19 protein-coding genes are annotated in these 23,659 nt (G+C 71.9%); 8 read left to right on the forward strand and 11 right to left on the reverse strand.

All coding sequences use genetic code 11. The features are described 5' to 3' along the window. Positions 1-98: 98 nt before the first annotated feature. The 5 genes from ABZT12_RS36200 to ABZT12_RS36220 all read right to left on the reverse strand — a co-directional run bounded on the left by ABZT12_RS36200 (position 99) and on the right by ABZT12_RS36220 (position 4,485). Positions 99-1,241, reverse strand: coding sequence for an LLM class flavin-dependent oxidoreductase (locus ABZT12_RS36200; protein WP_356393095.1), 1,143 nt, complete (start codon positions 1,239-1,241; stop codon positions 99-101). 47 nt (positions 1,242-1,288) lie between these two features. Continuing rightward, positions 1,289-2,485 (reverse strand): SfnB family sulfur acquisition oxidoreductase, encoded by a 1,197-nt coding sequence (locus ABZT12_RS36205; RefSeq protein WP_356393097.1) that lies wholly within the window; start codon positions 2,483-2,485, stop codon positions 1,289-1,291. Between the two features lie 5 nt (positions 2,486-2,490). Then, positions 2,491-3,045 (reverse strand): NADPH-dependent FMN reductase, encoded by a 555-nt coding sequence (ssuE, locus tag ABZT12_RS36210; RefSeq protein ID WP_356393100.1) that lies wholly within the window; start codon positions 3,043-3,045, stop codon positions 2,491-2,493. A 110-nt stretch (positions 3,046-3,155) separates the two neighbouring features. Next, on the reverse strand, positions 3,156-4,277 hold the full coding sequence (sfnG, locus tag ABZT12_RS36215) for a dimethylsulfone monooxygenase SfnG (protein WP_356393104.1): 1,122 nt from the start codon (positions 4,275-4,277) through the stop codon (positions 3,156-3,158). 124 nt (positions 4,278-4,401) lie between these two features. Then, positions 4,402-4,485, reverse strand: a complete 84-nt coding sequence (locus ABZT12_RS36220; protein ID WP_353693630.1) for a putative leader peptide — start codon at positions 4,483-4,485, stop codon at positions 4,402-4,404. 137 nt (positions 4,486-4,622) lie between these two features. On the opposite strand from ABZT12_RS36220, the gene ABZT12_RS36225 reads away from it, so the two are divergent. Continuing rightward, positions 4,623-5,546 (forward strand): LysR family transcriptional regulator, encoded by a 924-nt coding sequence (locus tag ABZT12_RS36225; RefSeq protein ID WP_356393107.1) that lies wholly within the window; start codon positions 4,623-4,625, stop codon positions 5,544-5,546. A gap of 29 nt (positions 5,547-5,575) precedes the next feature. Here ABZT12_RS36225 and ABZT12_RS36230 read toward each other — a convergent pair whose 3' ends face one another. Next, complete coding sequence (locus tag ABZT12_RS36230) at positions 5,576-5,743, reverse strand: hypothetical protein (RefSeq protein WP_356393110.1); 168 nt, start codon at positions 5,741-5,743, stop codon at positions 5,576-5,578. Positions 5,744-5,956: 213 nt separating this feature from the next. On the opposite strand from ABZT12_RS36230, the gene ABZT12_RS36235 reads away from it, so the two are divergent. After that, positions 5,957-7,336, forward strand: coding sequence for a deoxyribodipyrimidine photo-lyase (locus tag ABZT12_RS36235; RefSeq protein ID WP_356393163.1), 1,380 nt, complete (start codon positions 5,957-5,959; stop codon positions 7,334-7,336). A 36-nt stretch (positions 7,337-7,372) separates the two neighbouring features. Here the strand turns inward: ABZT12_RS36235 and ABZT12_RS36240 are convergent, their stop codons facing one another. Beyond that, a complete protein-coding gene (locus tag ABZT12_RS36240; RefSeq protein WP_356393113.1) occupies positions 7,373-8,329 on the reverse strand; it encodes a cobalamin B12-binding domain-containing protein in 957 nt (318 codons plus the stop codon). A gap of 118 nt (positions 8,330-8,447) precedes the next feature. Between ABZT12_RS36240 and ABZT12_RS36245 the strand changes: the two genes are divergently transcribed. Then, the gene (locus ABZT12_RS36245; RefSeq protein ID WP_356393116.1) at positions 8,448-9,134 is read left to right on the forward strand and encodes a sigma-70 family RNA polymerase sigma factor; all 687 of its coding nucleotides are present in this window, start codon (positions 8,448-8,450) and stop codon (positions 9,132-9,134) included. A gap of 142 nt (positions 9,135-9,276) precedes the next feature. Further along, positions 9,277-9,717, forward strand: coding sequence for an SPW repeat protein (locus ABZT12_RS36250; protein WP_356393119.1), 441 nt, complete (start codon positions 9,277-9,279; stop codon positions 9,715-9,717). Between the two features lie 206 nt (positions 9,718-9,923). Here the strand turns inward: ABZT12_RS36250 and ABZT12_RS36255 are convergent, their stop codons facing one another. Further along, entirely contained in the window at positions 9,924-11,369 is a 1,446-nt protein-coding gene (locus tag ABZT12_RS36255; RefSeq protein ID WP_356393121.1) for an APC family permease, read from the reverse strand. 131 nt (positions 11,370-11,500) lie between these two features. Between ABZT12_RS36255 and ABZT12_RS36260 the strand changes: the two genes are divergently transcribed. Together ABZT12_RS36260 and ABZT12_RS36265 are read left to right on the forward strand one after the other, a co-directional pair. After that, a complete protein-coding gene (locus ABZT12_RS36260; RefSeq protein ID WP_356393124.1) occupies positions 11,501-12,685 on the forward strand; it encodes an ROK family transcriptional regulator in 1,185 nt (394 codons plus the stop codon). A gap of 289 nt (positions 12,686-12,974) precedes the next feature. Then, positions 12,975-15,593 carry a sugar-binding domain-containing protein gene (locus ABZT12_RS36265; protein ID WP_356393166.1) on the forward strand — a complete coding sequence of 873 codons (2,619 nt, stop codon included), beginning with the start codon at positions 12,975-12,977 and terminating at the stop codon, positions 15,591-15,593. Between the two features lie 38 nt (positions 15,594-15,631). On the opposite strand, the gene ABZT12_RS36270 is transcribed toward ABZT12_RS36265, so the two are convergent. Both ABZT12_RS36270 and ABZT12_RS36275 read right to left on the reverse strand, forming a co-directional pair. Beyond that, positions 15,632-17,080, reverse strand: a complete 1,449-nt coding sequence (locus ABZT12_RS36270) for a hydrolase (RefSeq protein ID WP_356393127.1) — start codon at positions 17,078-17,080, stop codon at positions 15,632-15,634. A gap of 443 nt (positions 17,081-17,523) precedes the next feature. Then, positions 17,524-18,300, reverse strand: coding sequence for a GNAT family N-acetyltransferase (locus ABZT12_RS36275; RefSeq protein WP_356393130.1), 777 nt, complete (start codon positions 18,298-18,300; stop codon positions 17,524-17,526). Positions 18,301-18,702: 402 nt separating this feature from the next. Here ABZT12_RS36275 and ABZT12_RS36280 point away from each other — a divergent pair, with 402 nt between their 5' ends. Further along, positions 18,703-20,301: an alpha/beta hydrolase gene (locus ABZT12_RS36280; protein ID WP_356393133.1), complete on the forward strand. Its 1,599-nt coding sequence runs from the start codon at positions 18,703-18,705 to the stop codon at positions 20,299-20,301. 7 nt (positions 20,302-20,308) lie between these two features. Here the strand turns inward: ABZT12_RS36280 and asnB are convergent, their stop codons facing one another. Beyond that, entirely contained in the window at positions 20,309-22,150 is a 1,842-nt protein-coding gene (gene asnB, locus ABZT12_RS36285; RefSeq protein WP_356393136.1) for an asparagine synthase (glutamine-hydrolyzing), read from the reverse strand. 365 nt (positions 22,151-22,515) lie between these two features. Here asnB and ABZT12_RS36290 point away from each other — a divergent pair, with 365 nt between their 5' ends. After that, positions 22,516-23,616 carry a chemotaxis protein gene (locus ABZT12_RS36290; RefSeq protein WP_356393140.1) on the forward strand — a complete coding sequence of 367 codons (1,101 nt, stop codon included), beginning with the start codon at positions 22,516-22,518 and terminating at the stop codon, positions 23,614-23,616. Positions 23,617-23,659: the final 43 nt, after the last annotated feature.

A 23,659-nucleotide genomic window follows, 5' to 3' on the forward strand; every position in this document is an offset into this window, starting at 1 on the left:
GCCGGGCGGTCACGCCGGGCGGTCACGCCGGGCGGTCACGCCGGGCGGTCACGCCCGGCTCGTGACCGCCCGGCCCGCTCCGGCTCGGCTCGCGGACGTCAACCGGCGAAAGGAACCTGGGCCGCGGACGTCTTCGGTGCCGCGACCGGGTGTCGCCACAGCCCCTCCGCCGCCAGCTTCGGCAGCACGCCCTCCCCGAACCAGTACGCCTCCTCCAGATGCGGATAGCCGGAGAGCACGAACTCCTCGATCCCCAGCGCCGCGTACTCCTTGATCCGGTCGGCGACCTCCTGGTGGCTGCCGACCAGCGCGGTCCCCGCGCCGCCCCGCACCAGCCCGATCCCGGCCCACACATTGGGATGGATCTCCAGTCCGTCGCGGCTGCCGCCGTGCAGCGCGAGCATCCGCCGCTGTCCCTCCGACTCGCTCCGCGCGAGCCCCGCCTGCACCGACTCCACCGTGGCGGGGTCGAAGCCGTCGAGCAGCCGGTCGGCCTCGGCCCAGGCCTCCGCCGACGTGTCACGGGTGATGACGTGCAGACGGATACCGAACCGGAGGGTCCGCCCCTGCTTCGCCGCCAGCCCCCGGACCCAGGCGATCTTCTCCGCGACCTGGGCCGGCGGTTCGCCCCACGTGAGGTACACGTCCACGTACTTGGCGGCCACCTCGCCCGCGATCGGCGACGAGCCACCGAAGTACACCTCGGGCACCGGGTCGGGCAGCCGGGCCAGTCTCGCGTCCTCGACCCGCAGGTGCTCGCCGGCCAGACCGACCGACTTGCCCTCCCACAACTCCCGTACGATCTCAAGGAATTCGCCGGTCCGACGGTAGCGGGCGTCCTTGCCGAGGAAGTCCCCGTAGGCGCGCTGCTCGTGGCTCTCGCCGCCGGTGACCACGTTCAGCAGGAGCCGTCCGCCGGTCTGCCGCTGGAACGTGGACGCCATCTGGGCGGCGAGCGTCGGCGAGACGAAGCCGGGCCGGAAGGCGACCAGGAACTTGAGGCGCTCGGTGTGCTGGCTGACCATCGCGGTGGTCAGCCACGCGTCCTCGCACCACGCGCCGGTCGGGGTGAGCGCGCCCACGAAGCCGAGGTCCTCGGCGGCCCGGGCGATCTGGCTCAGATAGGCGACCGTCGGCGGCCGGTCCCGGCCGGACACGGTGGCGGGCGTGCCGTGGCCGCCGCCGACCACGTGGCGGCTGTCGCCGTTGGTGGGCAGGAACCAGTGGAAGGTGAGGGACACGGGGTTCTCCGATCTGGAATGTCCGCCGAGGGGCCGCGCACGACTCGCTAGAGGAGGCCGTGCCGGGGCGGCCTCGTGCCGTTGAGCACATGGCGGCCGATGTGCTGGATCTTCCAGCGGGTCGGATCGTGCAGGGTGTGGGTGCGGGCGTCCCGCCAGTGCCGGTGCAGATTGAGCGAGTCGAGGGCGGAACGGGTGCCGGACACCTCGAAGAGGGCCCCGGCCACCTCCACTGCGGCGTCCGCCGCGAACACCTTGGCGGCGGCCACGGAGATGGACGCCTCCGCCGCCGTGTCGTCGGTGAGGTGCTCGCCCGCCGCGTCCACGGCGCGGGCCGCCTGCGCCAGCAGCGCCTCGGACGCCCGTACCCGGACGGCGAGTTCGCCGAAACGCTGGATCAGCAGGGGGTCCTCGGCGGCCGTCTCGACCTCGCTCTCGAACCAGGGGCGGCTCTTGGTCCGGACGAACTCGGCGGCCTCGGCCAGTGCTCCCCCGGCGATGCCGGTGTCGATGGCCGCGTGCAGCAACTGGGCGACCGCGCCGTGGAGTTGCGGTCCCTGGAAGGTGAGGTGGTGGGGCAGGACCCGGTCGGCGGGGACGGTGACCGACTCCAGCCGGACCGTGCCGCTGGCCGTGGTGCGCTGGCCCATGCCGTCCCAGTCGTCGACGACCGTGACACCGTCGGCGTCGCTCGGTACGTACGCCACGTGCAGGTTGTCGTCCTCAGCGCGGGCGAGGACGGGGATCCAGTCGGCGAAGAGGGCGCCGGTCGAGTAGTGCTTGACGCCGGTCAGGTCGTAGGCGCCGTCGGGCCGGGGGGTCAGGCGGGTGCGGATGTCCTGTACGTGCTTGGTGCCGGCCTCGGACTGGGCGTTGCCGAAGCGGCGGCCGGCGAGCAGCTCGGCGAAGAAGAACTTCCGCTGCTCCGCGCTGCCCTGACGGCGGATCACGTTGACGTAGGCGAAGTGGCTCTGCGGGATCTGGGCGAGGCTGCCGTCGGCCGAGCCGAGCAGCCGGAAGATCTCGGCGAGGGTCTCCGCGCGCACGTCGGCGCCCCCGTGCTCGGCGGGCACGGTGACGGCGAGCAGTCCGGCGGCGGAGAGCCGGTCCAACTCGGCGCGCGGGAGCCTGCGTTCGGTGTCGCGGGCGGAGGCTCCGGGGCGGAACTCGTCGGCGAGCGCGGCGGCGACGGCGAGGGCCTCGGCGTCGTCGGCGATCACCTGGGCGGTCACCTGGGCGGTCATCGCGGTCAGCTCGCTGCGGCGAGGAGAGGGGTGCGGCCGACCGCCGCCGAGAACTGGTCGAGGACCTGGGTGAGCGCCTCGTCGGTGCCCGGGGCGACGCTGAGCGAGCCGTCCTCGTGCGTGGTGATGTCCTTGTCCAGGGTGAACCAGCCCTGGACGATGTGGGCGGCACCCATGGAGTTGAGCACCGGGCGCAGCGCGTAGTCGATCGCCAGGACGTGCGCGGTGGAACCGCCGGTGGCCAGGGGCAGCACGGTCTTGCCGGTGAGGGCGTACTGCGGGAGCAGGTCGAGCAGCGCCTTGAGGACGCCGGAGTAGGACGCCTTGTAGACGGGGGTGGCCACGACGACTCCGTCGGCGGCGGCGAAGAGTGCGGCGGCCTCGACGATGGCGGGGTGGCGGAAGTCCGCACCGAGCAGGGCCTCGGCGGGGATGGTCCGCACGTCGAGGGGGATCACCCGGTGGCCCTGGGCGAGCAGCCGGGTGTCCAGGTGGCGCAGCAGTCGGTTGGTGCGGGAGGAGGCGGAGGGGCTGCCGGAGACGGACAGGACGGTGGCCATGGGTCCTCTTTCGGTGAGGCGGGGTGCCCGCGCGGCGGGCGGCCCGGGGCGGTGTGGTCAGGGGTTCCGGGCGGGACCTCGCGGTGCGGGGCGTGGGACGTGCCCTGCTGTCACGGGTGGGCGGCGGCGGACCGGCTCTCGTTGTCCGGCAGTTGGGCCTCCAGCTCGCGGACGAGGGGGAGGACGCGCTTGCCGAAGTACTCGACCTCCTCGTGGTAGTGGAGGAAGCCGAGCAGGAGGAGGTCGACGCCGCGTTGCCGGTAGGCGACGATCCGCTCCGCGATCCGCTCCGGGGTGCCGATGAGTCCCGTACGGAATCCGTCGTTGTACTGGACGAGGTCCTCGAACGAGGAGTCCTGCCACATGCCCTTGCCGTCGGCCGAGGACTGCCCGGCCTGCCTCACCGCCGCTGCGAAGCCCTCGACGGCCTCGGTGTCGGCCTTGGCGACGATCTCCCGGAGCGTGTCTCGGGCCTCGGCCTCGGTGTCCCGGGCGATGAGGAAGCCGTTGAGGCCGAACTTCGGTGCGGTGCGGCCTGCTTGGGCAGCCGATCGCCGTACGTCGTTGATCTGCTCGGTGACTCCGTCGAAGTCCTTGCCGTTGGAGAAGTACCAGTCGGAGACGCGGCCTGCCATGGCGCGGGCGGCCGTGGAGTTGCCGCCCTGGAAGATCTCCGGATGTGGCCGTTCGGGGGTGTTGAGGGGTTTGGGCTTCAGGGAGAAGTCCCGCAACCGGTAGAAGTCACCGGCGAGTTCGGTGTGGTCCTCGGTCCAGATCTGGCGCAGGGCGCGGATGAACTCCTCGGAGCGGCGGTAGCGTTCGTCGTGCTCCAGCCAGGGCTCGCCGAGGGCGGTGAACTCGCCCTTGAACCAGCCGCTGACCACGTTGACGGCGAAGCGGCCGTGGGAGAGGTGGTCGGCGGTGGCACCGAGCTTGGCCAGGACGCCCGGGTGCCAGAGGCCGGGGTGCACGGCGGCGATGACCTTCAGCCGTTCGGTGGCGAGCAGCAGCGCGAGGCTGAAGCTGGTCGACTCGTGCTGGAACTCGGCGCCGTAGCTGGCCATGTAGCGGACCTGGCTGAGCGCGTACTCGAAGCCGTTGTTCTCGGCGAGGACGGCGAGTTCGCGGTTGTAGTCGTAACTCCAGTCGGTGCGTTGCTCGATCTTGCTGGTGACGAGTCCCCCGCTGACATTGGGAACCCAGTAGGCGAATTTCACTGGCGCTGCGGACATGCGGAACTCCTGTTGCGGAGAGTTTTCGGGCACGCCGAATTCCACGCGCACGAAAGGCGTGCGGGAATGGGGGCGGGGCGAGCGGGAGACGCGGTGAGAACGGGGGCGCGGCGGATCGGGGGGATCAGGCCGCGGCGCAACAGGAGGCGCTGGAGACGCGCGCGAGGTCGACATGGCGTCGCCGCGTGAGGTCCAGTCGCATCATCATGCGGTCGATCGTGGCAGCCGTCCGTCGGGGGCGTCAAGGAAAACCCGACCGGTCTCGTATCGCGGACCATTGAATTTCACGAAGGTGTGACAGGGAAACCCTTGAACAGCGCGGGAAATCGGCGGCATTCTGCTGACGTGCGGACCGAACAGCTGGAATACATCGCGGCGGTGACCCGGCTCGGTTCTCTGCGCCGGGCGGCCGAGGAACTGCGCCTCTCGCAGCCCGCGTTGAGCGAGACGGTACGCAATCTCGAACGGGAACTCGGGGTCGATCTGCTGGAGCGCAAACGCTCCGGCGCGACGATGAGCGCGGAGGGCCGGGAGCTGCTGCCGCACATCGTGAGCGTGCTGGAGGCGGTGGACCGGCTGCGGGCCGCCGCGGGTGAGCAGCACCGGGTCAGCCGGATGGTGCGCGTCGGCACGGTGAACGCGGCGACCGTGCCGTTGCTGATCCCCGTGGTGCGGGAGTTCCGGGCCGCGCATCCGCTCACCCAGGTCGAGGTGGTGGCCGTCCAGCAGTCGGAGATCCACCGGGCGCTGTCCGAGGGCGGTCTCGATCTCGGTCTCGTCAACCACCTCGACGGCGACGACATGCCGGCCGACTTCGAGTCCACGGCGCTGCTGTCGGGGCGGCCGGTGGTCTGCGTCCGGCCGGACAGTCCGCTGGCGGCCCGGCCGGAGGTGACGGCGGCCGAACTCCTCACCGAGCCGCTGATCGCCATGCGCACCGGCTATGTGATGCACCGCTATGTGCACCGGCTGCTGGGCGGCCGGAGTCCGGCCTTCTCGTACTCGACCGACGGCGCGGAGATGGGCAAGCTGATGGTCGCCGAGGGGCTGGGAGCGACGGTCCTGCCCGACTTCAGTGTCGTCGGGGATCCGCTGGAGCGGCTTGGCGCGATCACCTACCGGCCGATCGCCGGGGACACGGCCCGGGTGCTGCTGATGCTGCGGCGCCGTAGGGCCGAGTCGGTTCCGCAGGCGGCCCGGGATCTGCACGAGGTGTTCGTCCGTGCGGCACGGGAGCTCACCGACACGCTGGCGGCGCCGCCCGCCTAGGCATCCGCCCGGACCTGGCGCCGCCGCGCTCAGTCGTCCTCGGGGGCGCGTTCCACCACCAGGAACGCGTCCGCGTTCAGGTCCATGACCACGGTCGCGGGAAGTCCTTCGGCCCGCCGACGCGCGGCGTACTCCTCGGCCGGCCACGAACCTCGCGGGGCTCCTGCGGGGAACCGCTCCAAGACCTTCGCGCTCATAACGGGGGACACCTCCAACTTCACTTCAACGGAATCACCTGGGAACCCTTCTGCCCACGATGCGCGCGGGCATGTCCGGACCCATGAGGTACGCGGGGAGTGCGATGCGGAACGGGTGCATCCGGTGTGCGCGGTGCGGCCGAAGTGACGGACGACGGCACGACACCGGCCGTCGGCCCGCGCGCCCCGCCCCGTCCCTCCCTGGAGCCGTACATGAGCGTCTCGGTCGTCCTGTTCACCTCCGACCTGCGGCTGCACGACCATCCGCCGCTCCGCGCGGCACTCGACGGCTCCCCCGAGGTGGTACCGCTGTTCGTCCGGGACCGGGCGGTGGACGCGGCCGGCTTCACGGTGCCCAACCGGCTGGCGTTCCTCGCCGACTGTCTGCGGGACCTCGACGCGGAGCTGCGGGAGCGCGGCGGACGGCTGGTGCTGCGCTCCGGTGACGTGGTGGAGCAGGTGTGTGCCGTGGTCGCGGAGGCGGAGGCCGACGAGGTCCACATGGCGGCCGGGGTGAGCGGTTACGCGCACCGGCGCGAGGAGCGGCTGCGGGCGGCCCTGGAGGCGGAGGGCTGCCGGCTGCACGTGCACGACACGGTGGTCACGGCGGTGGCGCCGGGCGCGGTCAGACCGACGGCCTCGAACCACTTCGCGGTGTTCACGCCGTACTTCAGGCAGTGGTCCCTGGCGCACCGCAGGGACGTGCTCGCCGCGCCGCGCGCGATCAGCGTCCCCGAGGCCGTCGGCTCCGAGCAACTCCCCGCCCGGCAGGACGTGTCGGGGGTGTCGGAGGGGCTCGCGGAGGGCGGCGAGCGGGCCGGCCGGCGCAGGCTCGCCGCCTGGCTGCGCACACCGGTCGACGCGTACGACGACCGCCACGACGATCTGGCCGGCGACGCCACCTCGCGGCTGTCCCCGCACATCCACTTCGGCACGCTCTCCCCGGTCGAGCTGGTGCACCGGGCGAGCCAGGTACCCGGCCCGGGCTCGGCCGCCTTCGCACGGCAGCTCGCCTGGCGCGACTTCCACTATCAGGTGCTGGCCGCGCGCCCGGCCGCCGCGAGCGCCGACTACCGCTCGAAGCAAGACAGTTGGCGCTCCGAGGCCGAGGCGCGGGACGACGTCACGGCGTGGCGGGAGGGCCGTACCGGCTATCCGGTCGTGGACGCGGCGATGCGGCAGCTGCGCCACGAGGGGTGGATGCACAACCGCGGCCGGCTGCTCACCGCGAGCTTCCTCGCCAAGACGCTGTACGTGGACTGGCGGATCGGCGCCCGGCACTTCCTGAGCCTGCTGGTGGACGGCGACATCGCCAACAACCAGCTCAACTGGCAGTGGATGGCGGGGACCGGGACCGATTCGCGCCCCAACCGGATCCTCAACCCGGTGGCGCAGGCGAAGCGGTACGACCCCCAGGGTGCGTACGTCCGTCGCTGGGTGCCCGAACTGGCCTCCCTGCACGGGTCGTTGGTGCACGAGCCGTGGAAGCTCCCGGCTGCGGAGCGCGCCGAGTACGCCGATTATCCGGACCCGGTGGTGGACCTCACGGAGGGCCGGCTCCGGTTCCTCCAGGCCCGCGAGACGGCCAAGTGACCGCGCGCACAGACTTGTTGGTCAGGTGGAGTCGGGTCAGGACTCGCCGGCTCCGGTGAGGACGGCCACCGCGTCCCGCAGGCTCGACGGCCGGAGCAGGCCCTCGGCGTGACGGCCGGCCCACCCGGGGCCGCCCAGCAGGACGACCGGCCGGCCCCGCGCTCCCCTGACCCCCCACTCGACCTCGGCGACGTGCCGGGCCAGGGGCACACTCGCCGTGGACCTGGCCTGCGCCCACAGGACGACCGCGGCGGGCCCCAGTCGGCGGACGGCGGCGGAGAGCGCCTCCGCCGGGACCGCAGCACCGAACATCCTTGTGGCCAGGCCGCGTTCGCGCAGGACGGCGTTGAGCGCCTCCAGCGGCAGGGTGTGTTCCTCGCCGGGCACACAGGCGAGCAGCACGGGTCCCGCGCCGGAGAGCTCCGCGCCGGGTACGACGGGCGGGGTGTCGCGCCGCAGGGCGGTGGAGACGTGCCAGGAGAGCAGATGCTCGACCTCGACGTAACGGTCCCCGGACGACGCCCACTTGCGGCCCACGGCGTGCAGGGTCGGGACCATGACCTCCTCCCAGGCGACTTCCAGGCCGTGCCGTTCCACGGCGTTGGCCAGCTGTTCCTCCAGGGCGTCCGCGTCGAGCCGTACCGCCGCGCGGGCCAGCCCCCGGCACTCCTGCCGTACGTCCCCGAGCGGGAGCCTGCAAGCGGCGCGACCGGTGACCGGGGCCGGGGTCTCGGCCGGGCCGGGCTGGTCCGCTCCCGCGCTCTCCCGGGCGGCGCGGGCCGCCTCGGCGGGCGGCACTCCGGCGGCGGTCAGCCGGCACATCGCCTCCAGTACGGCCACGTCCCGCGGTGACCAGCGGCGGTGCCGTCCGTCGGCGCGCAGCTCCGGGCCGAGTCCGTACCTGCGGTCCCAGGTGCGCAGCGTCGTCGGCGACACGCCGAGACGGCGGGCCAGCCCTCCGGTGGTCAGACCGGCGGCTGTGGAAGCGTGCATGCGTCGACTGTACGACGCGCATTCGACGCAGGTTGAGGGAGTCCGTCCGCGCTCCGCACCATGGCGGTGCGGCCGCGACCGGCGGCACCGGACCGGCCGTAGGTGAGGAGCCGTGGTCATGACCGTTCAGCCGCGCACCCGCAGCGACGGGCCCGCCGAGTCCGCCGGACCGCTGTGGGCACCGGCGGAGGAGGCGTTCGACGACGCGGAGCTGGCCCGGGGCCTGGTCGCGGGCGACGAGGCCTGTCTCGTCATCGCCTACCGCCGCTGGTCGGCGCTGGTCCACACGCTGGCCCGGCGCTCCCTGGGCGACGCCAAGGAGGCCGAGGACGTCACCCAGCAGGTGTTCCTCGGCGTGTGGCGGGGGCGGGCCGGCTACCGGCCGGAGCGCGGGGCGCTGGGCGCGTGGATCGTGGGCATCACCCGGCGCAGGATCGCCGACGCGCTGTCGGCCCGGACCCGCCGCGGGGACCTGCTCACCTCGACCGGAGCGCTGCCCGCCGCGGTCCCGGCCGGGATGCCGTCCGAGTCGGCGGTGCTGGACCGGGTGGTGGTGCGCCAGGAACTGGCGAGGCTCGCCCCGCCCCAACGGCGGGTGCTGGGGCTGGCGTTCTACGAGGACCTGACCCAGACCCAGATCGCCGCCCGCACCGGCTGGCCGCTGGGCACGGTCAAGAGTCACGCCCGACGGGGCCTGCACCAGCTGCGCGACCGTCTCGGACAGCCGGACCGTCCGGCCCCTCGCACGGGGAACAGTGGCTCGACCGCCGAACAGGTATCCGACGCACCAACGCTGCACGACTGAGGAAGGCCGCCTCAAGTCGCCCGGTGCGGAAAGAAAAGAGCCCCTACACATAAAGGGCAAATAAGAGCACAATGGGACAGGCGGTGTGTCGCGCACACCGCATCGGAAGCGGATCAGGCCAGTCAGTCGAAGGAGACGCATCATGGCCAACGTCTCGCACACCAGAGGTGACATGACGAGCCACCCCGATGTACCCGAGATGCGGGCGCGCTACGCCCGTATGCTCGGCGGTCGCGATGTGGCGCTCGTGGACGGCCCGGTGTTCCTGCTCGGTCTCTACTGTGCCGTGTCCCCGTGGATCCTGCACTACACGACGAGCCAGCCCGCCCTCGTGCCGCACAACCTGATCGTCGGCATCGCCATCGGCCTGATGGCGCTCGGCTTCACCCTGGCGCCGGAGCGCATGTACGGCCTCAGCTGGGCCATGAGCGCCCTGGGCATCTGGATGATCGTCTCGCCGTGGATCGTGGGCAGCAACCCCGACAAGGGAGTCATCCTCAACAACGTCATCATCGGCGCCCTGGCACTGATCATGGGCCTGGTGTGCGCCACCGCGGCGGCGCGGAGCGGCCCCAAGCGGTAGCCCCGCACGGCCACGAACCCTCCGGAAGGGAACACCAGGAGGTCGGCCCGCACCGCGCGGGCCGACCCCCGTACGCGTACGGAGGCCGGCCACGGCGCCCACGGGAACGGACTGGCCGTCCTCGACTGCCCGTCTCCACAGGGGAGTTGAGCTCGACTGCCCGCCTCCGCAAGGGGAGTTGAGGGGTTGCGCCCGCGCGGCCGGTTCTAGCGGGCGGTCGCGGGTTCCGGCGCCGTGAGGTACTCCTCCGCTATCTCCCTGGGACCGAACGGCCAGACCTTCTCCCGGCGGGCCCAGACGACGAACGCGACGCAGCCCAGGGCCAGCCAGGCCAGGGACCATTCGATGGGGTGGCGGCCCGGAGAGTTCTTGTCGGCGTAGCCGTAGATCACGCACCAGCCGACGAAGGCGACGATGCTCGGCACCGGGTAGAGCCACATCCGGTACGGGCGGCGCAGTGCCGACTGGCGCCCGCGCAGGACCGTGAGCGCGATGATCTGGGCCAGCGCCTGCACGATGACCATCACCGTGGTGAGCAGCTGGATCAGGGTCGCGAGGTCGGTGTGCCGGCCGATGAGGAAGCCGATCGCCGTGATCACACCCATGGTGGCAAGGCCCAGCATGGGAAAGCGGTGCCGGGGATGGAGCTTGGCGTAGGGGCGGAAGAACACACGGTCGCGGGCCGCGTCGTAGGGCACCCGGGAGCCGCCGAGGAGACCGGTGAAGACCGAGGCGAAGGCGGTGATGAGGATGAGGACGGTGACGGTGTCGGCGGCCCCCTTGCCCCAGGTCTCCTCCAGGACGGCGGAGGCAACCGAGGTGGAGGCGATATCGCCCGGGTCGGTCATCCGGTGCCAGTCGATGACGCCCAGGGTGCCGATCTGGAGCAGCAGGTAGATCGCCATGATGCCGACGATCGAGAGGATGATGGAGCGCGGCAGCGTCCGGCCCGGGTCCTTGATCTCGGCGCCCATGTAGGCGGTGGTGTTGTAGCCGAGGTAATCGTAGATGCCGATGGTCAGTCCGCCGGCGAAGCCCAGCCAGAAGTGGTTGCCCGTCAGGTCGAAGGCGTGCGCCGGGTAGGTGAAGGCGAGGTGGCCGCTGAAGTGGGTCGCCGCGGCCAGGATCACCAGGAGGACGGAGACGATCATCACGCCCCACATCACGGCGGTGATCCGGGCGATGTGCTCGATCCCGCGCCACAGCAGCAGGACCACCACGGCGATGACGCCGAGGCCGACGAGGTCGCCGCCGGTCCGGCCGAGGTCCGGTGCCAGATAGCCCAGGTACTGGACGAAGCCGACCACGCCGGTCGACATGATCAGCGGGATGAAGAGCATCGCCGTCCAGACGAACAGGAACGGCATCAGCCGGCCCGTGCGGTACTGGAAGGCCTGGCGCAGATAGACGTAACTGCCCCCGGAGCCGGGCATCGCCGCGCCCAGCTCCGCCCACACCAGCCCGTCCGCGAGGGCGAGCAGGGCGCCGGCGACGAACCCGATCACGGCCTGCGGACCGCCGAACGCGGCGACCATGAGCGGGATCGTCACGAACGGGCCGATCCCGCACATCTGGCTCATGTTGATGGCGGTGGCCTGGAAGAGACCGACGCTGCGGACGAACCCGCCGTCGGGAGGCGGACTACCGGACATGGGGACTCCAAGGACTGGGCGCGGGGAGGGGGGAAGGGACGGGGTGGCCCGGCGAGGCCGACTGGGCGATAAAGTTAAGGAGCCTTACTAGAGCCGTCAAGAGGGTGTCCCGGATGGGTGAGAATGGTGCGATGCCCGCCAGTGACGCCGTCGAGCGGCCGGAACAGCCCTGGAGCCGCCGCCGCCTGCGCAGCGCCAACGAGCGGCTGCTGCTCGACCGGCTGCGCGCCGCCGGTGCCGCGTCCCGTGCCCAACTCGCCCGCGAGACCGGGCTGTCCAAGCCCACGGTCTCCAGCGCGCTGGCCTCCCTCGCGACCGCCGGGCTCGTGCACGAGGTCGGCACCCACGCTCCGGAGCGCGGCCGGATCGCCGTCCTGTACGCCCCCGATCCGACCGCCGGTCACGTGCTCGGTATCGACATCGGGCGCGGCTGGCTGCGGATGGCGGTGGCCGATCTCGACGGCGAGGTGGTGGCCCGGGCCGAGGTGCGCAACCGGGCCCGGACCTCCGCCACCATGGCCGACCTGGTCGTCGGCACCGCGCGCCGGGTGGTGGCCGACTCCGGTGTCGGCCCGGCGGCCGTCGTCCACGCCGTGGTGGGAACACCCGGCGTCTACGACGAGGAGCGGCGGCGGGTGCGGTACGCGATGCATCTGCCGGGGTGGGGCCGGGCCGGACTGTTCGACCGGATGCGCGAGGAGCTGGGCATCCCGCTGGAGGTGCACAACGACGCCAACCTCGCGGCGCTGGGCGAGTACACGTACGGCGTCGGCGCGGGCAGCCGGCTCTTCGCGTACATCCTGATCGGCACCGGTCTGGGCATGGGGGTCGTGAGCGAGGGGCGGCTGTTCACGGGGGCGCACGGCGGAGCCGGGGAGATCGGGTTCCTGCCGTGGCCGGGACGGCGGAAGCCGGAGACGCTGGAGGACGCGGTGTCGGGGGTGGCCGTCGTCGAGGCGGCCCGCGCCTTCGGCATGACCGGGCACCAGCTCACCGCGAAGGCCGTGTTCGACGCGGCCCGGCAGGGTGACTCCGCCGCCGTCAAGGCGGTCGAACTGGAGGGCGAGCGGATCGCGCACACGGTCGCGGCCGCCGCCGCCGTGCTCGATCCGGACCTGGTGGTACTCGGCGGTGGCCTCGGGCACAGCGTGGACCTGCTGCTGCGCCCGGTGCGGGAGAACCTGCGCGCGCTCACTCCGCTGCGGCCGAAGATCGTGCCCAGCGGGCTCGGCGAGGACGCGGTGCTGCTGGGTGCGGTGGCCACGGCGCTCGGCACCGCCCGGGACCTGGTGTTCGAGCGCCGGTCCGGCTCTTGAGCAACTCGCGCCCCCGCCAGGGTGATTGACACCCGTGGGAGCGAGCTCTAGCGTGCGGGGGCATTAGTAAAGTTTCCTAACTTTATAGAGCCGCAGAGGCTCCAGAGGCTTGGAGACCGCAGTGATCCACCGCCGCCCCACCGGCCCCTCTGTCGCCGGACGCCGTCTCGCCACGGCCGCCGTCGCCCTGGGCCTACTCGTCCCCCTCTTCACCGGCGCGTGGGCCGGGGCCCGCGCGCCCGCCCCGACCCGGACGGGCGGCGCGCCCCCCGCTCCCGTGTCCCAGCACATGGCAGACCCAACCTCCTTACTGAATACGGCCGTCGGTGCGACGGCCGGGTCCGCCACCCCGCTGTCCGGGTACAGGATCCAGTCGTCCGCCAAGGTCGACGACTCCCCCGAGGCCGTCTCCTCCCCCGGATATCCGACGGCCGGCTGGTATCCGGCCGGCCCGCGCTCGACCGTTCTCGCGGCCCTGATCGCGGACGGTGTGTACGCGGACCCCTTCTACTCCACCAACCTGCGGAAGATCCCGAAGGCCGACTTCCGCGTCCCCTGGTGGTACCGGAGCGACTTCACGCTCACCGGCTCCCGGGAACGCACCCGTCTCGACTTCAGCGGGGTCATCTCGGCGGCCGACGTCTATGTCAACGGCAGACAGGTGGCCCGCGCCGCCGACGTCACGGGGGCCTACACGCACCACGAACTGGACGTCACCTCCCTCGTCCGGCCCGGTAAGAACACGGTCGCCTTCCGGGTCCGGCCCAACGACCCGGGCAAGGACCTCACCATGGGCTGGATCGACTGGCTCCAGCCGCCGCCCGACCAGAACATGGGCATCGTCCGCGATGTGCTCGTGCGCCGCGGCGGCCCGGTCGCGCTGCGCGACGCGCACGTGGTGACCCGGCTCGCCGTCCCCTCGCTCGCCTCGGCCGACCTGACCGTGAAGGCGCGGGCCCGCAACGACTCGGGGGCCGCCGTCACCGCGCGGGTCAGCGGCAGGATCGGCGGGACGGCCTTCGCGCGGACCGTCTCCCTCGCCGCGCACCAGACGAAGACCGTCACCTTCTCCCCCGCCGACGTCCCCGGCCTGCACCTGACGGCACCGAAGGTGTGGTGGCCGGCCGGCCTGGGCGGGCAGCCGCTGTACGGTCTCCGGCTCGCCGCCTCCGTCACCGGCACCGTCTCCGACTCCGCGCACGAGACCTTCGGCATCCGTGACGTCCGGGCACCGCTGAACGCCGACGGTGCCCGCCAGTACCGGATCAACGGCCGCAAGCTGCTGATCAAGGGCGGCGGCTGGTCACCGGACGAGTTCCTGCGCTGGGACCGGAGATATGTCGAGGACCGGCTGAGGTACGCCCTCGACCTCGGCCTGAACACCATCCGGCTGGAAGGGCACATCGAGCCGGACGAGTTCTTCGACCTCGCCGACCGCTACGGCATCCTCACCCTGCCCGGCTGGGAGTGCTGCGACAAGTGGGAGGGCAACGTCAACGGGGACGAACCCGGCGACCCCTGGACCGCCGCCGACCACCCCGTCGCCAAGGCGTCGATGGCCGCCGAGGCCGCCCGGCTGCGCGACCACCCCAGCGTCGTCTCCTTCCTCATCGGCAGCGACTTCGCCCCCGACGCCACCATCGAGAAGACGTACCTCGGCGCACTGCGCGCGGCCGACTGGAACACCCCGGTGGTGGCCGCCGCCTCGGACAACTCCTCTCCTGTGAGCGGCAGTTCGGGCATGAAGATGACCGGCCCGTACGACTGGGTGCCGCCGGACTACTGGTACGCGAAGCGCGAGGGCGGTGCCACCGGCTTCAACTCCGAGACCAGCGCGGGGCCCGACATCCCGACCCTCGACACCCTGCGCCGGATGATGACACCGGCCGAACTCGCCACCCTCTGGAAGGACCCGGCCGCCCGCCAGTACCACCGCTCCCCGTCGTCCACCTTCGCCACCCTCAAGCTCTACGACGCCGCCCTCACCGGCCGCTACGGTCCGCCCACCGGCCTCGCCGACTACGTCCGCAAGGCACAGCTCGCCCAGTACGAGAACGTACGCGCCCAGTTCGAGGCGTACGGGCGCAACGCCACCGACGCCTCGAAACCGTCGACCGGGGTCGTCTACTGGATGTTCAACAGCGGCTGGACCTCGCTGCACTGGCAGTTGACGGACCGTTACCTCGACCAGGGCGGCGCCTACTTCGGCACGAAGAAGGCGAACGAACCGCTGCACGTCCAGTACTCCTACGACGACCGCTCGGTGGTCGTGGTGAACAACCGGCACACCCCGGCCTCCCGACTCACCGTACGGGCCGCGTTGTTCGACCCGGACGGCACCCGTGTGTACGAGCGGACGGCGACCGGGACGACCGTGGCCGGCGACGGCGCGCACCGGACCGCGTTCACCCTGCCCGCTTCGGTGCGCGGCACGGCGACGACCCATCTGGTGCGGCTCACCCTGAGCGACGCCTCCGGGAAGGAGGTGAGCCGCAACGTCTACTGGCTCTCCACCAGGCCCGACACACTCGACTGGGCCCACACCGACTGGTACTACACGCCCACCACGAGCTACGCCGATCTGACGGGGCTCGACTCGATGGCGCGGGTGCCGGTCTCGGCGCGGGCGTCGACAGCGGCGGGCAGGCACGGCATGTCGACCACGACCGTCACCGTGCGCAACGTGGGGAAGGGGAAGACGCCCTCGCTGCTCACCGAGGTCCATCTCGTGGACCCGGCGGGGAGGCCGGTACTGCCCGTGCGGTGGTCCGACAACGACGTGAGTCTGTGGCCCGGCGAGTCGGTCACCCTGACGGTGACCTACCGGACGGCCGATCTGCACGGATCGGCGCCTCGGGTGCGGATCGCCGGCTGGAACGCGGCGCGGCGGACGGTCCCGGCCGGGTGAACTCGTGGGGCCCGGCCCGCGCCGGGCCCCACCAGGCCTCAACTGACGTTCAGCGCCGTGTCGTCGACGACGAAGGACGTCTGGAGGGTGGAGCCCTCGGCGCCCGTGAACTTGAGGGTGACGGTCTGGCCGGCGTAGCTCGCGAGGCTGAAGCTGCGCTGGGTGTAGCCGCTGGCCGCGTTGAGGTTGGAGTAGGTGGCCAGCGTGCCCAGCACCGTGCCGGAGCTGTTGAGGACCTGGACCTTGAGCGTGTCGTACGCCGTGCTGGTGCTGGTCTCCGCCGTGTCGATATGGAGATAGAAGCTCAGGGCGGCGGTGGTGCAGGCCGCCGGGATGGTCACCGCCTGGGACAGGGTGTCCGTGGTGGCGGTGCCGTAGCCGTCGAGCCAGGCGTAGTACGAACCCGAACGGGCCGACTGGCTGCTGGAGTTGGTGATGACGCCACTGCTGGCGCTCCAGGTGGTGCTGCCCGACTCGAAGCCGTTGTTGCCCAGGAGCTGCGCGGCGGTGCAGGTGGTGCCGCCGCCTCCACCGCCCCCGCCGGTGCTGCCCGTGCCGGCCAGCCAGGCGGTGGCGTTGAGGGCGAGGGCCGCGTTGGTGGCGCCGGTGTCGTTCCAGCCGTCGTACAGGGTGTTGCCGGACTGGCCGGTGCCGTCGTCGATCGGTGAGCTGTCTCCCCAGAAGGCGACCCGGCCGCTGCCGAAGGTGCTGGTCGCGAAGAAGGCGCCGGTGTTGCCGGAGTACCCGCTGCGGTAGACCAGGCCCTTGACGGCCGAGTTGTCGGCGGGCTTGAGCGTGGCCGTCGTGCCGTCGGCGATCAGGCTCTTGGTGACCGTGCCGAAGGAGCCGTGCAGAACGGGGTCGGTGCTGTCGCTGATCGCGGCCGGGTAGCCGGAGCTGACGTCAAGCGTGTCGATGGAGAACCCGAACGGGTCGGTCGAGTCGACGCTGTTGTTGGTCATCAGGTCGTTGAGGATCTCGACCGCGTCCTCGCCGTCGCTGTTGCGGTCGGCGCCGGTGTGGTCGGAGATCATGAACAGGCCGCCGCCGTTCTTGACGAACGTCATGATCGCGGTCTTCTCGGCCGTGGTGAAGAGCGTGTTCGGCTCCGGCAGGACCAGCGTGTCGAAGTTCGACAGGTCGGTCGTCGCCGAACCGCCGTACGTGAGGGCGCTGGTGGCGGTCTTCAGGCTGTAGCTGCCCGTCTTCTGCAGCGCGACGCCCCACGACGACAGTGCTCCGGTCCAGTCCGTCTCGGCGGACGGGGAGGAGTCCTGGCTGAGCGGGTCCGGCTTGCTGGTGGAGACGATCCAGTCGGCGTTGCCGGCCTCCTCGGCGTGGCCGTCGTCGAACAGGACGCGGTGCGTGGTGGCCGCGTGCGCCGGGGTGGCGGTGGTGGTGACCTGAAGGGCGGCTCCCGTGACGAGCAGTCCGACACCGGCGAGCGCGGTGGTGAGTCTGCGGCGGGACGTTCTGGAACCAAGCATCCGGCGAACCTCCGTGAGAGATGGGGAAAGGTGCGGGGTGCCGATCTGCGCGCGTAGAACGATAGTGGGGGAGTTCTACACGCGTTGAGCAATTGAAAGGTACATGGCATAACGGGGTCGTGAACAGAAAGTGCCGGCAATTTACCGGAGCGGAGTGGCTCCGTGCGGGAGGGGGCGCGGCGAGGTGCGGGGCGACGGTGAAGAGGGGTGGAGAGGGGGATTCCGGGCCTCGTCATCGCCACGCGGGACCGGTCGCGAGTGCGCCACCGAGCGGAGCCGGGCTGACGGGGCGGTGTCCCTTCAACTCCGCCTACCGCGAACGGTGTTGACGCTTCGAGCGGGCCGCCCCACCACGCCGCGGCCGACTCGCCCCGGCCGGGCCCGGCCCGTAGAAGCCGTGGCACTCCGCTGTCACGGCTCGTCGGAGGTGCGGCCGGCGGGAGTCACGGCCCGTGGAGGTACGGCGTGGTCGTGGTGAGCGGGGCGAAGCCCAGGCGTTCCAGGATGGGGCGGCTGAGTGGTGAGGCGTCGACCTGGAGGAAGCGGTAGCCGCGGTCGGCGGCGACCCGGGCCCGGTGGGCGACCAGCGCGCGGTAGATGCCCCGGCCCCGCCAGCCTTCGACGGTGCCGCCGCCCCACAGGCCGGCGAACGGGGTGCCGGGGACGAGTTCCATCCGGGCCGCGCTGACCGCCGCGTCACCGGCGAGCGCCACGACGGCGACGACCGTGTCGGGGTCGGCGGAGAGCTGGCCGAGCAGCCGGGCGCGCAGCGGTGAACTGTCCGTGCCGAAGGCCCGCTCGTGCACGTCGGCCACCAGGTCGACGCCCGCGCGGTCGGTGACGGACCGCAGACGGATGCCCTCCGGGGGGCCGGCGTCGGTGGGCAGATCGGCGATCTCGGCGATCATCAGCGTCTCTTCGGGCTCGGCGGTGAACCCGGCCGCCAGCAGCCGCTGTCCGAGGTCGGCGGGGCGGTCGTGGGCGTAGTGCTTCCACTCGAAGGCGTGGCCGCGGGCGGCGAAGTGGGCGATCTGCGCGGCGATCGCGGCGTCGGCGCCCGCCTCGTCGAGGGCGGACCAGAGGACCGCGTTCCAGCCCTGCCCGTCGGCGACTTGGCGCACCACTCCCCCGGTCCGCTCGACCCTGGCGCCGGGGCCGTCGGGCCGGGCTCCCTCGCGCATGTCACGGTCGTACAGGGCGAGTACCGAGGCATGATCCATGCGGCCACTCCAGCATCCGCCCGGCACGGCGGCAACGGGATTACGCGCCGCCCGCGCCCTCGGCGGCGGGCCGTAAGACCGCCGGATACGCGCTCGGCCGGTCCTGGTCGCGGACGCGGACGCGGCCGGACAGCCGACGCGGAACCGGTCCCGAACCCGACCCGGACTGGGACCCGGTCGACATGAGCGATCAGCACGGCCGCCGTCCCCGTGGCGCGCACTCGGGCAGCGGATGCATCTCCTCCGGGCCTGCCCGCGGACCGGACGGGATCGTACGGATCTTCCGAGAAATCGCGCAGCATAAGGCCCCGCGCCCCGCTCCGCCCGCCGGGAGGCGAGGCCCCCGGGAGCCGCTTATCGTGATCGAGGACGCCGGCCACAGCGCGTCCTTGGAGGCAATCGATGCTGGCCAGGTTCTGCACGCGGCCCGCGCTGCGGCGCTGCGCCTTCGCCGGGGCCGTCACCCTGTCCCTGCTCAACGCGGGGCTGCCCGCCACGACCACGGCGGACACCGCGGGCGACCGGCCGCAGCCGGATCTCTCCCGCTTCTACCGGCAGAAGGTGAAGTGGGCGGGGTGCGACGACATGGACGCGCCCAAGGATCTGCAGTGCGGCAAGGTCACCGTGCCGCTCGACTACGCGAGACCCGGCGCGGGCACCCTCGATCTCGCGGTCGCCCGCTTCCGGGCGACCGGGCGGTCGCGCGGGTCCGTGCTGCTGAACTTCGGCGGTCCCGGCGGCGCCGGTGTCGCCGAACTCGGCTCCGGGGGCAAGGACTTCATGGGGCTGACCAACGGCTACGACGTGGTCGGCTTCGATCCGCGCGGGGTCGGCCTGTCCTCCCCCGTCAGCTGCGGCGAGGGCGCGGACGACGCCTCGGACACGGCCGATCCGGGCGCGCAGACCGACCATCCGGCGGCGCTCCTGCGGGAGTTGCGGAAGTCGGCCGACGTCTGCGCCAAGTACTCGGGGCCGGTGCTGCCCCACATAGGCACGGTGAACGCCTCCCGGGACCTGGACGTCATACGTCAGGCCCTCGGCGACCGGAAGCTCAACTACCTCGGTTTCTCGTACGGAACGCGCCTCGGCGCCGTGTACGCGGCGCAATTCCCTACCAAGGTAGGCCGGGTGGTGCTCGACGGGGTGGACACGCTCACCGAACCGATGACCGAGCAGGGCATCGCGGGCGCCCAGGGACAGCAGACCGCGCTGGAGGACTTCCTCGGCTGGTGCGTGCGGGACATCGCCTGTCCCTTCGGACAGGACGCGCGGTCGGCCCCGGACCAGGTCGTGCGGCTGGTCCGCGCACTGGACCGGAACCCGGTGCCGACCGGCTACGGCGACCGGTTCACCGGCCAGGACCTCGTGGGCGGTATCAGCCAGGCCCTCTACAGCCGGCAGCTGTGGCCGTCGCTGGAGCGCGCCGTCGCCTCCCTTACCCAGGACGGCGACACCCGCCCGATGATGGCGTTCTCCTCCGGCGGCGCCGCGCCACGGCCCGGCGGTCACGGAACGGGCGGCGGCCTCGTCGGCGCCCAGGACGTGCCCGTGGACAACCTCCCGGCCGCGCTGATGGCGATCGACTGCGCCGACGACCCCGACCGCCCCACCGCCGGCCGGATCACCAGGGACCTGCCGGGGCTGCGCGCCCGGTTCGACGAGGCCTCCCCGGTCTTCGGCCGCTACCGGCTCACCGAGATCCTGATGTGCTACGGCCGCCCCCGGGGCACCCACTTCATCCGCGACCGGGTGAAGAACGTGGACTCGGCGAAGTTTCTCCTCGTCGGGACCCGGGGCGACCCGGCGACGCCGTACCGCTGGACCGTGGAGACGGCCCAGCGGCTCGGTTCGTCGGCCGTGGTGCTCGACAACAAGGGCGAGGGGCACACCGGTTACGCCTCGTCCAAGTGCGTGCACGCGAAGGTCGACGCCTTCCTGCTGTACGGGTCGCTGCCGCCCAACGGCAGTTCCTGCCCCGCGGACAACGCCAACACGCCCTGAACGGGCCTCAGTCGAGAATGATCTCCGGCTTGTAGAGGTCCAGCCAGAGCGCCAGGTCGAGGGTGCGTTCCAGGCCGCGCCGGGACGCCTGGTCGATCACGGGGGCGTCGCGGTGCGCGACCCGCCGGACCCTCTCCCGGTCGACGAGGTCGAAGACCGGGTGGGAGGGCCGGGCGAGGAGATCCTTGACGTGGTCCTGGAGGGCGACCGCGTACTTGGGGTCCTGCGTGGACGGATAGGGGCTCTTCACCCGGTCGTACACCGACTTCGGCAGCACATCGGCGGTCGCCTCGCGCAGCAGACTCTTCTCCCGGCCGTCGAACGACTTCAGCGCCCAGGGCGTGTTGTAGACGTACTCGACGAGCCGGTGGTCGCAGAACGGCACCCGCACCTCCAGGCCGACGGCCATGCTCGCGCGGTCCTTGCGGTCGAGCAGGATCCGTACGAAGCGGGTGAGGTGGAGGTGGCAGACGCGTCGCATACGGAACTCGAAGTCGCTCTCGCCGTCGAGGCGTTGGATGCCGGCGACCGCGGTGCGGTAGCCGTCCGCGAGGTAGGACCTCAGGTCCAGGGCGTCCGTCAGTTCGCCGCGCAGTACGTCGGCGTCGTCCCCGAAGTCCCGTACGTAGCGCACCATCCACGGGAAGATGTCGGCGCGGCGGGCCTCCTCGTCGAAGAACTGGAGGTAGCCGCCGAAGACCTCGTCGGCGGACTCGCCCGAGAGCGCCACCGTGGACTGGTCGCGGATGGCGCGGAACAGCAGGTACAGCGAGGCGTCCATGTCCCCGAACCCCATGGGGAGATCGCGCGCCCGCAGCACCTTGGCGCGTACGTCGGGGTCGGCGAGGGCCTGGGCGTCCAGCACGATGTCCTGGTGGTCGGTGCCGGAGTCGCGGGCCACCGCGTGGACGTACGGGGTGTCGGGGGTGCCGCGCAGTTCGTCGGCGACGAAGTTCTCGCTCTGGCCGGCGAAGTCGACGGCGAAGCTGCGGACCCTCTCGCCGTGTCCGGCGAGCTGGCGGGCGGCGATCCCGGTCATGGCGGAGGAGTCGAGGCCACCGGAGAGCAGGGTGCAGCGGGGTACGTCGGCGACGAGCTGGCGGCGCACGATGTCGTCGAGGAGCGTGCGGACGTGGGCGATCGTGGTGTCGCGGTCGTCGGTGTGCGGCCGGGTCTCCAACTGCCAGTAGACGCGGGTGCGCAGGCCGGAGCGGTCGACGGTGACGACGGTGCCGGGCTCGACCTCGCGCATGCCGTCCCAGACCGCGTGTCCGGGCGTCTTGGCCATGGCGAACAGCTCCCGCAGGCCGTCCAGCCGGACCCGGGCGCGGGCCAGCGGGTTGGCGAGGATCGCCTTGGGTTCGGAGCCGAACAGGACGCCGTCGGGGGTGGGGTGGTAGTAGAAAGGTTTGATGCCCATGCGGTCGCGGATCATGACGAGGCGGTCGTCGCGGCCGTCCCAGAGGGCGAAGGCGTACATGCCGTTGAGCCGCTCGGCGAGCGCGGCGCCCCATTCGAGGTAGCCGCGCAGCACGACCTCGGTGTCGGAGCCGGTGGTGAACCGGTGTCCGCGGTCGGTGAGTTCACGGCGCAGCTCGGTGAAGTTGTAGGTCTCCCCGGAGTAGACGAGCGCCACGGTGCCGGCCGGGGTGTCGACGGTCATCGGCTGGCGGCCACCGGGCAGATCGATGATCGCGAGCCTTCGGTGTCCGAGGGCGGCGGGACCCTGGATCCAGGTGCCGCGGTCGTCCGGGCCGCGGCAGGCCATCGTCTCCGTCATCGCATCCAATGTGGTTGCCTCGGCGCGCAGTTCGCGGTCGAAGGAAACCCAGCCGGTGATGCCGCACATGCGTGACCTCCTGCGTCCGGCACGCCGGAAGGGCCCGACTCACCTGCGCGAACAGTGGGATGAGGCAGCACCCGACGAACCAGTTGTATGTAGCACCTACATGTCGAGCGTGCGCGTCCGCCGAGAGCCCGGTCAACACGTCCGTAACGTGAACGCCCCGGCGACCCCCTCGGTTTCGGCCGCGCTTTGCGAACCGGAGAGCCTCGATCCGCCGTTCCTTCGCGGGCTCCAGCGGGAAATCGGCCACGGGCAAAGAGTTCCCCATGATTGGCCCGGCCGCGGTCGCGGGCCGTGCGCCCCCGGCCAGCCGCCCTGCTCCGTATCCCCCAAATGCCCCCTCCGCGAATCGGTCCTATCGTGCTCTTATGGAGCACGCACTGAGTCCCGCCACCCTCAGCGAGCTGCGGCGCCCGCGCCCCTATCCCGCGGTGTCCGTACTGACGCCCACGCACCGCCGTGAACCCGACAACGCGCAGGATCCGGTCCGCCTGCGCAACGTGCTGGCCGCCGCCAAGAAACAGCTGGAGGCCGACCCCGCGGTCCCCCGGGACCGGCGTACCGACGTCACCAGGCAGCTCGACCAGGCCCTCGCCGAGATCGATCTCGCGCACGCCGAGGACGGACTGGCGATCTTCGCCGCCCCGGGCGAGCACCAGGTGTGGTCGCTCGCCAGGACGGTGCCCGAGCGGGTGGTGCTCTCCGACACCTTCCTCACCCGCAACCTCGTCTCCGCCCGGGCCTCCATGCGGCCCTTCTGGGTCCTGTCGCTCTCCGCCGACTGCGTCACCCTGTGGAACGGCGGTGTCGACCGGGTCGCCGAGGAGCACGCCGGCGGCTTCCCGCTGAGCCGCGGCCACCGGACGAACTTCGACGCCGAACGCCAGCAGCGGATCGGTGACATGCCCAGCACCTACCGCGACGAGGACACCCGCCACTTCCTGCGCGCGGCCGACACCGCCGTCACCCGGCTCCTGCGCGAACACCCGCGCCCGCTCTACGTCACCGGCGATCCGGCGGCCCTGGCCGTCCTGGAAGACCTCGGCGGTGCGGCCCGGAACGCGGTGCTGGTCCCGCACGGCGGTCTGGCGCACGGCACCCCCGACGCCGTGTGGCAGGCGGTACGGCCGCTGCTCGACGCCGAGGCCCGCGACAGCACCGCCTCGGTGCTGCGGGAGCTCCGGTCGGCGCGCGGACGCAAGGAGTTCACGGCCGGCGTCGACGAGGTCTGGCGCAGCGCCCGGGAGGGCCGGGTGCGGTTGCTGGCCGTCGAGGAGAACTACCGCGTCACGGTCCGCGACGACAGCGGCGACCATCTCGTCCCGGCCGAGGCCGACGACCTCGACGCCCGCGAGGACATCGTGGACGAGATCGTCGAACAGTGCCTGGAGACCGGCGCCGACGTCCGCTTCGTACCGGACGGCTTCCTGGGCGACGTCACCGGCATCGCGGGCGTCCTGCGCTACTGAGGCCGCCACTCCGCTCCCGCGTACGCTACGGCGTGATCGTCGG

Origin of the sequence: Streptomyces sp. NPDC005423 (assembly GCF_040606415.1) — a bacterium.
Lineage (GTDB): Bacteria > Actinomycetota > Actinomycetes > Streptomycetales > Streptomycetaceae > Streptomyces.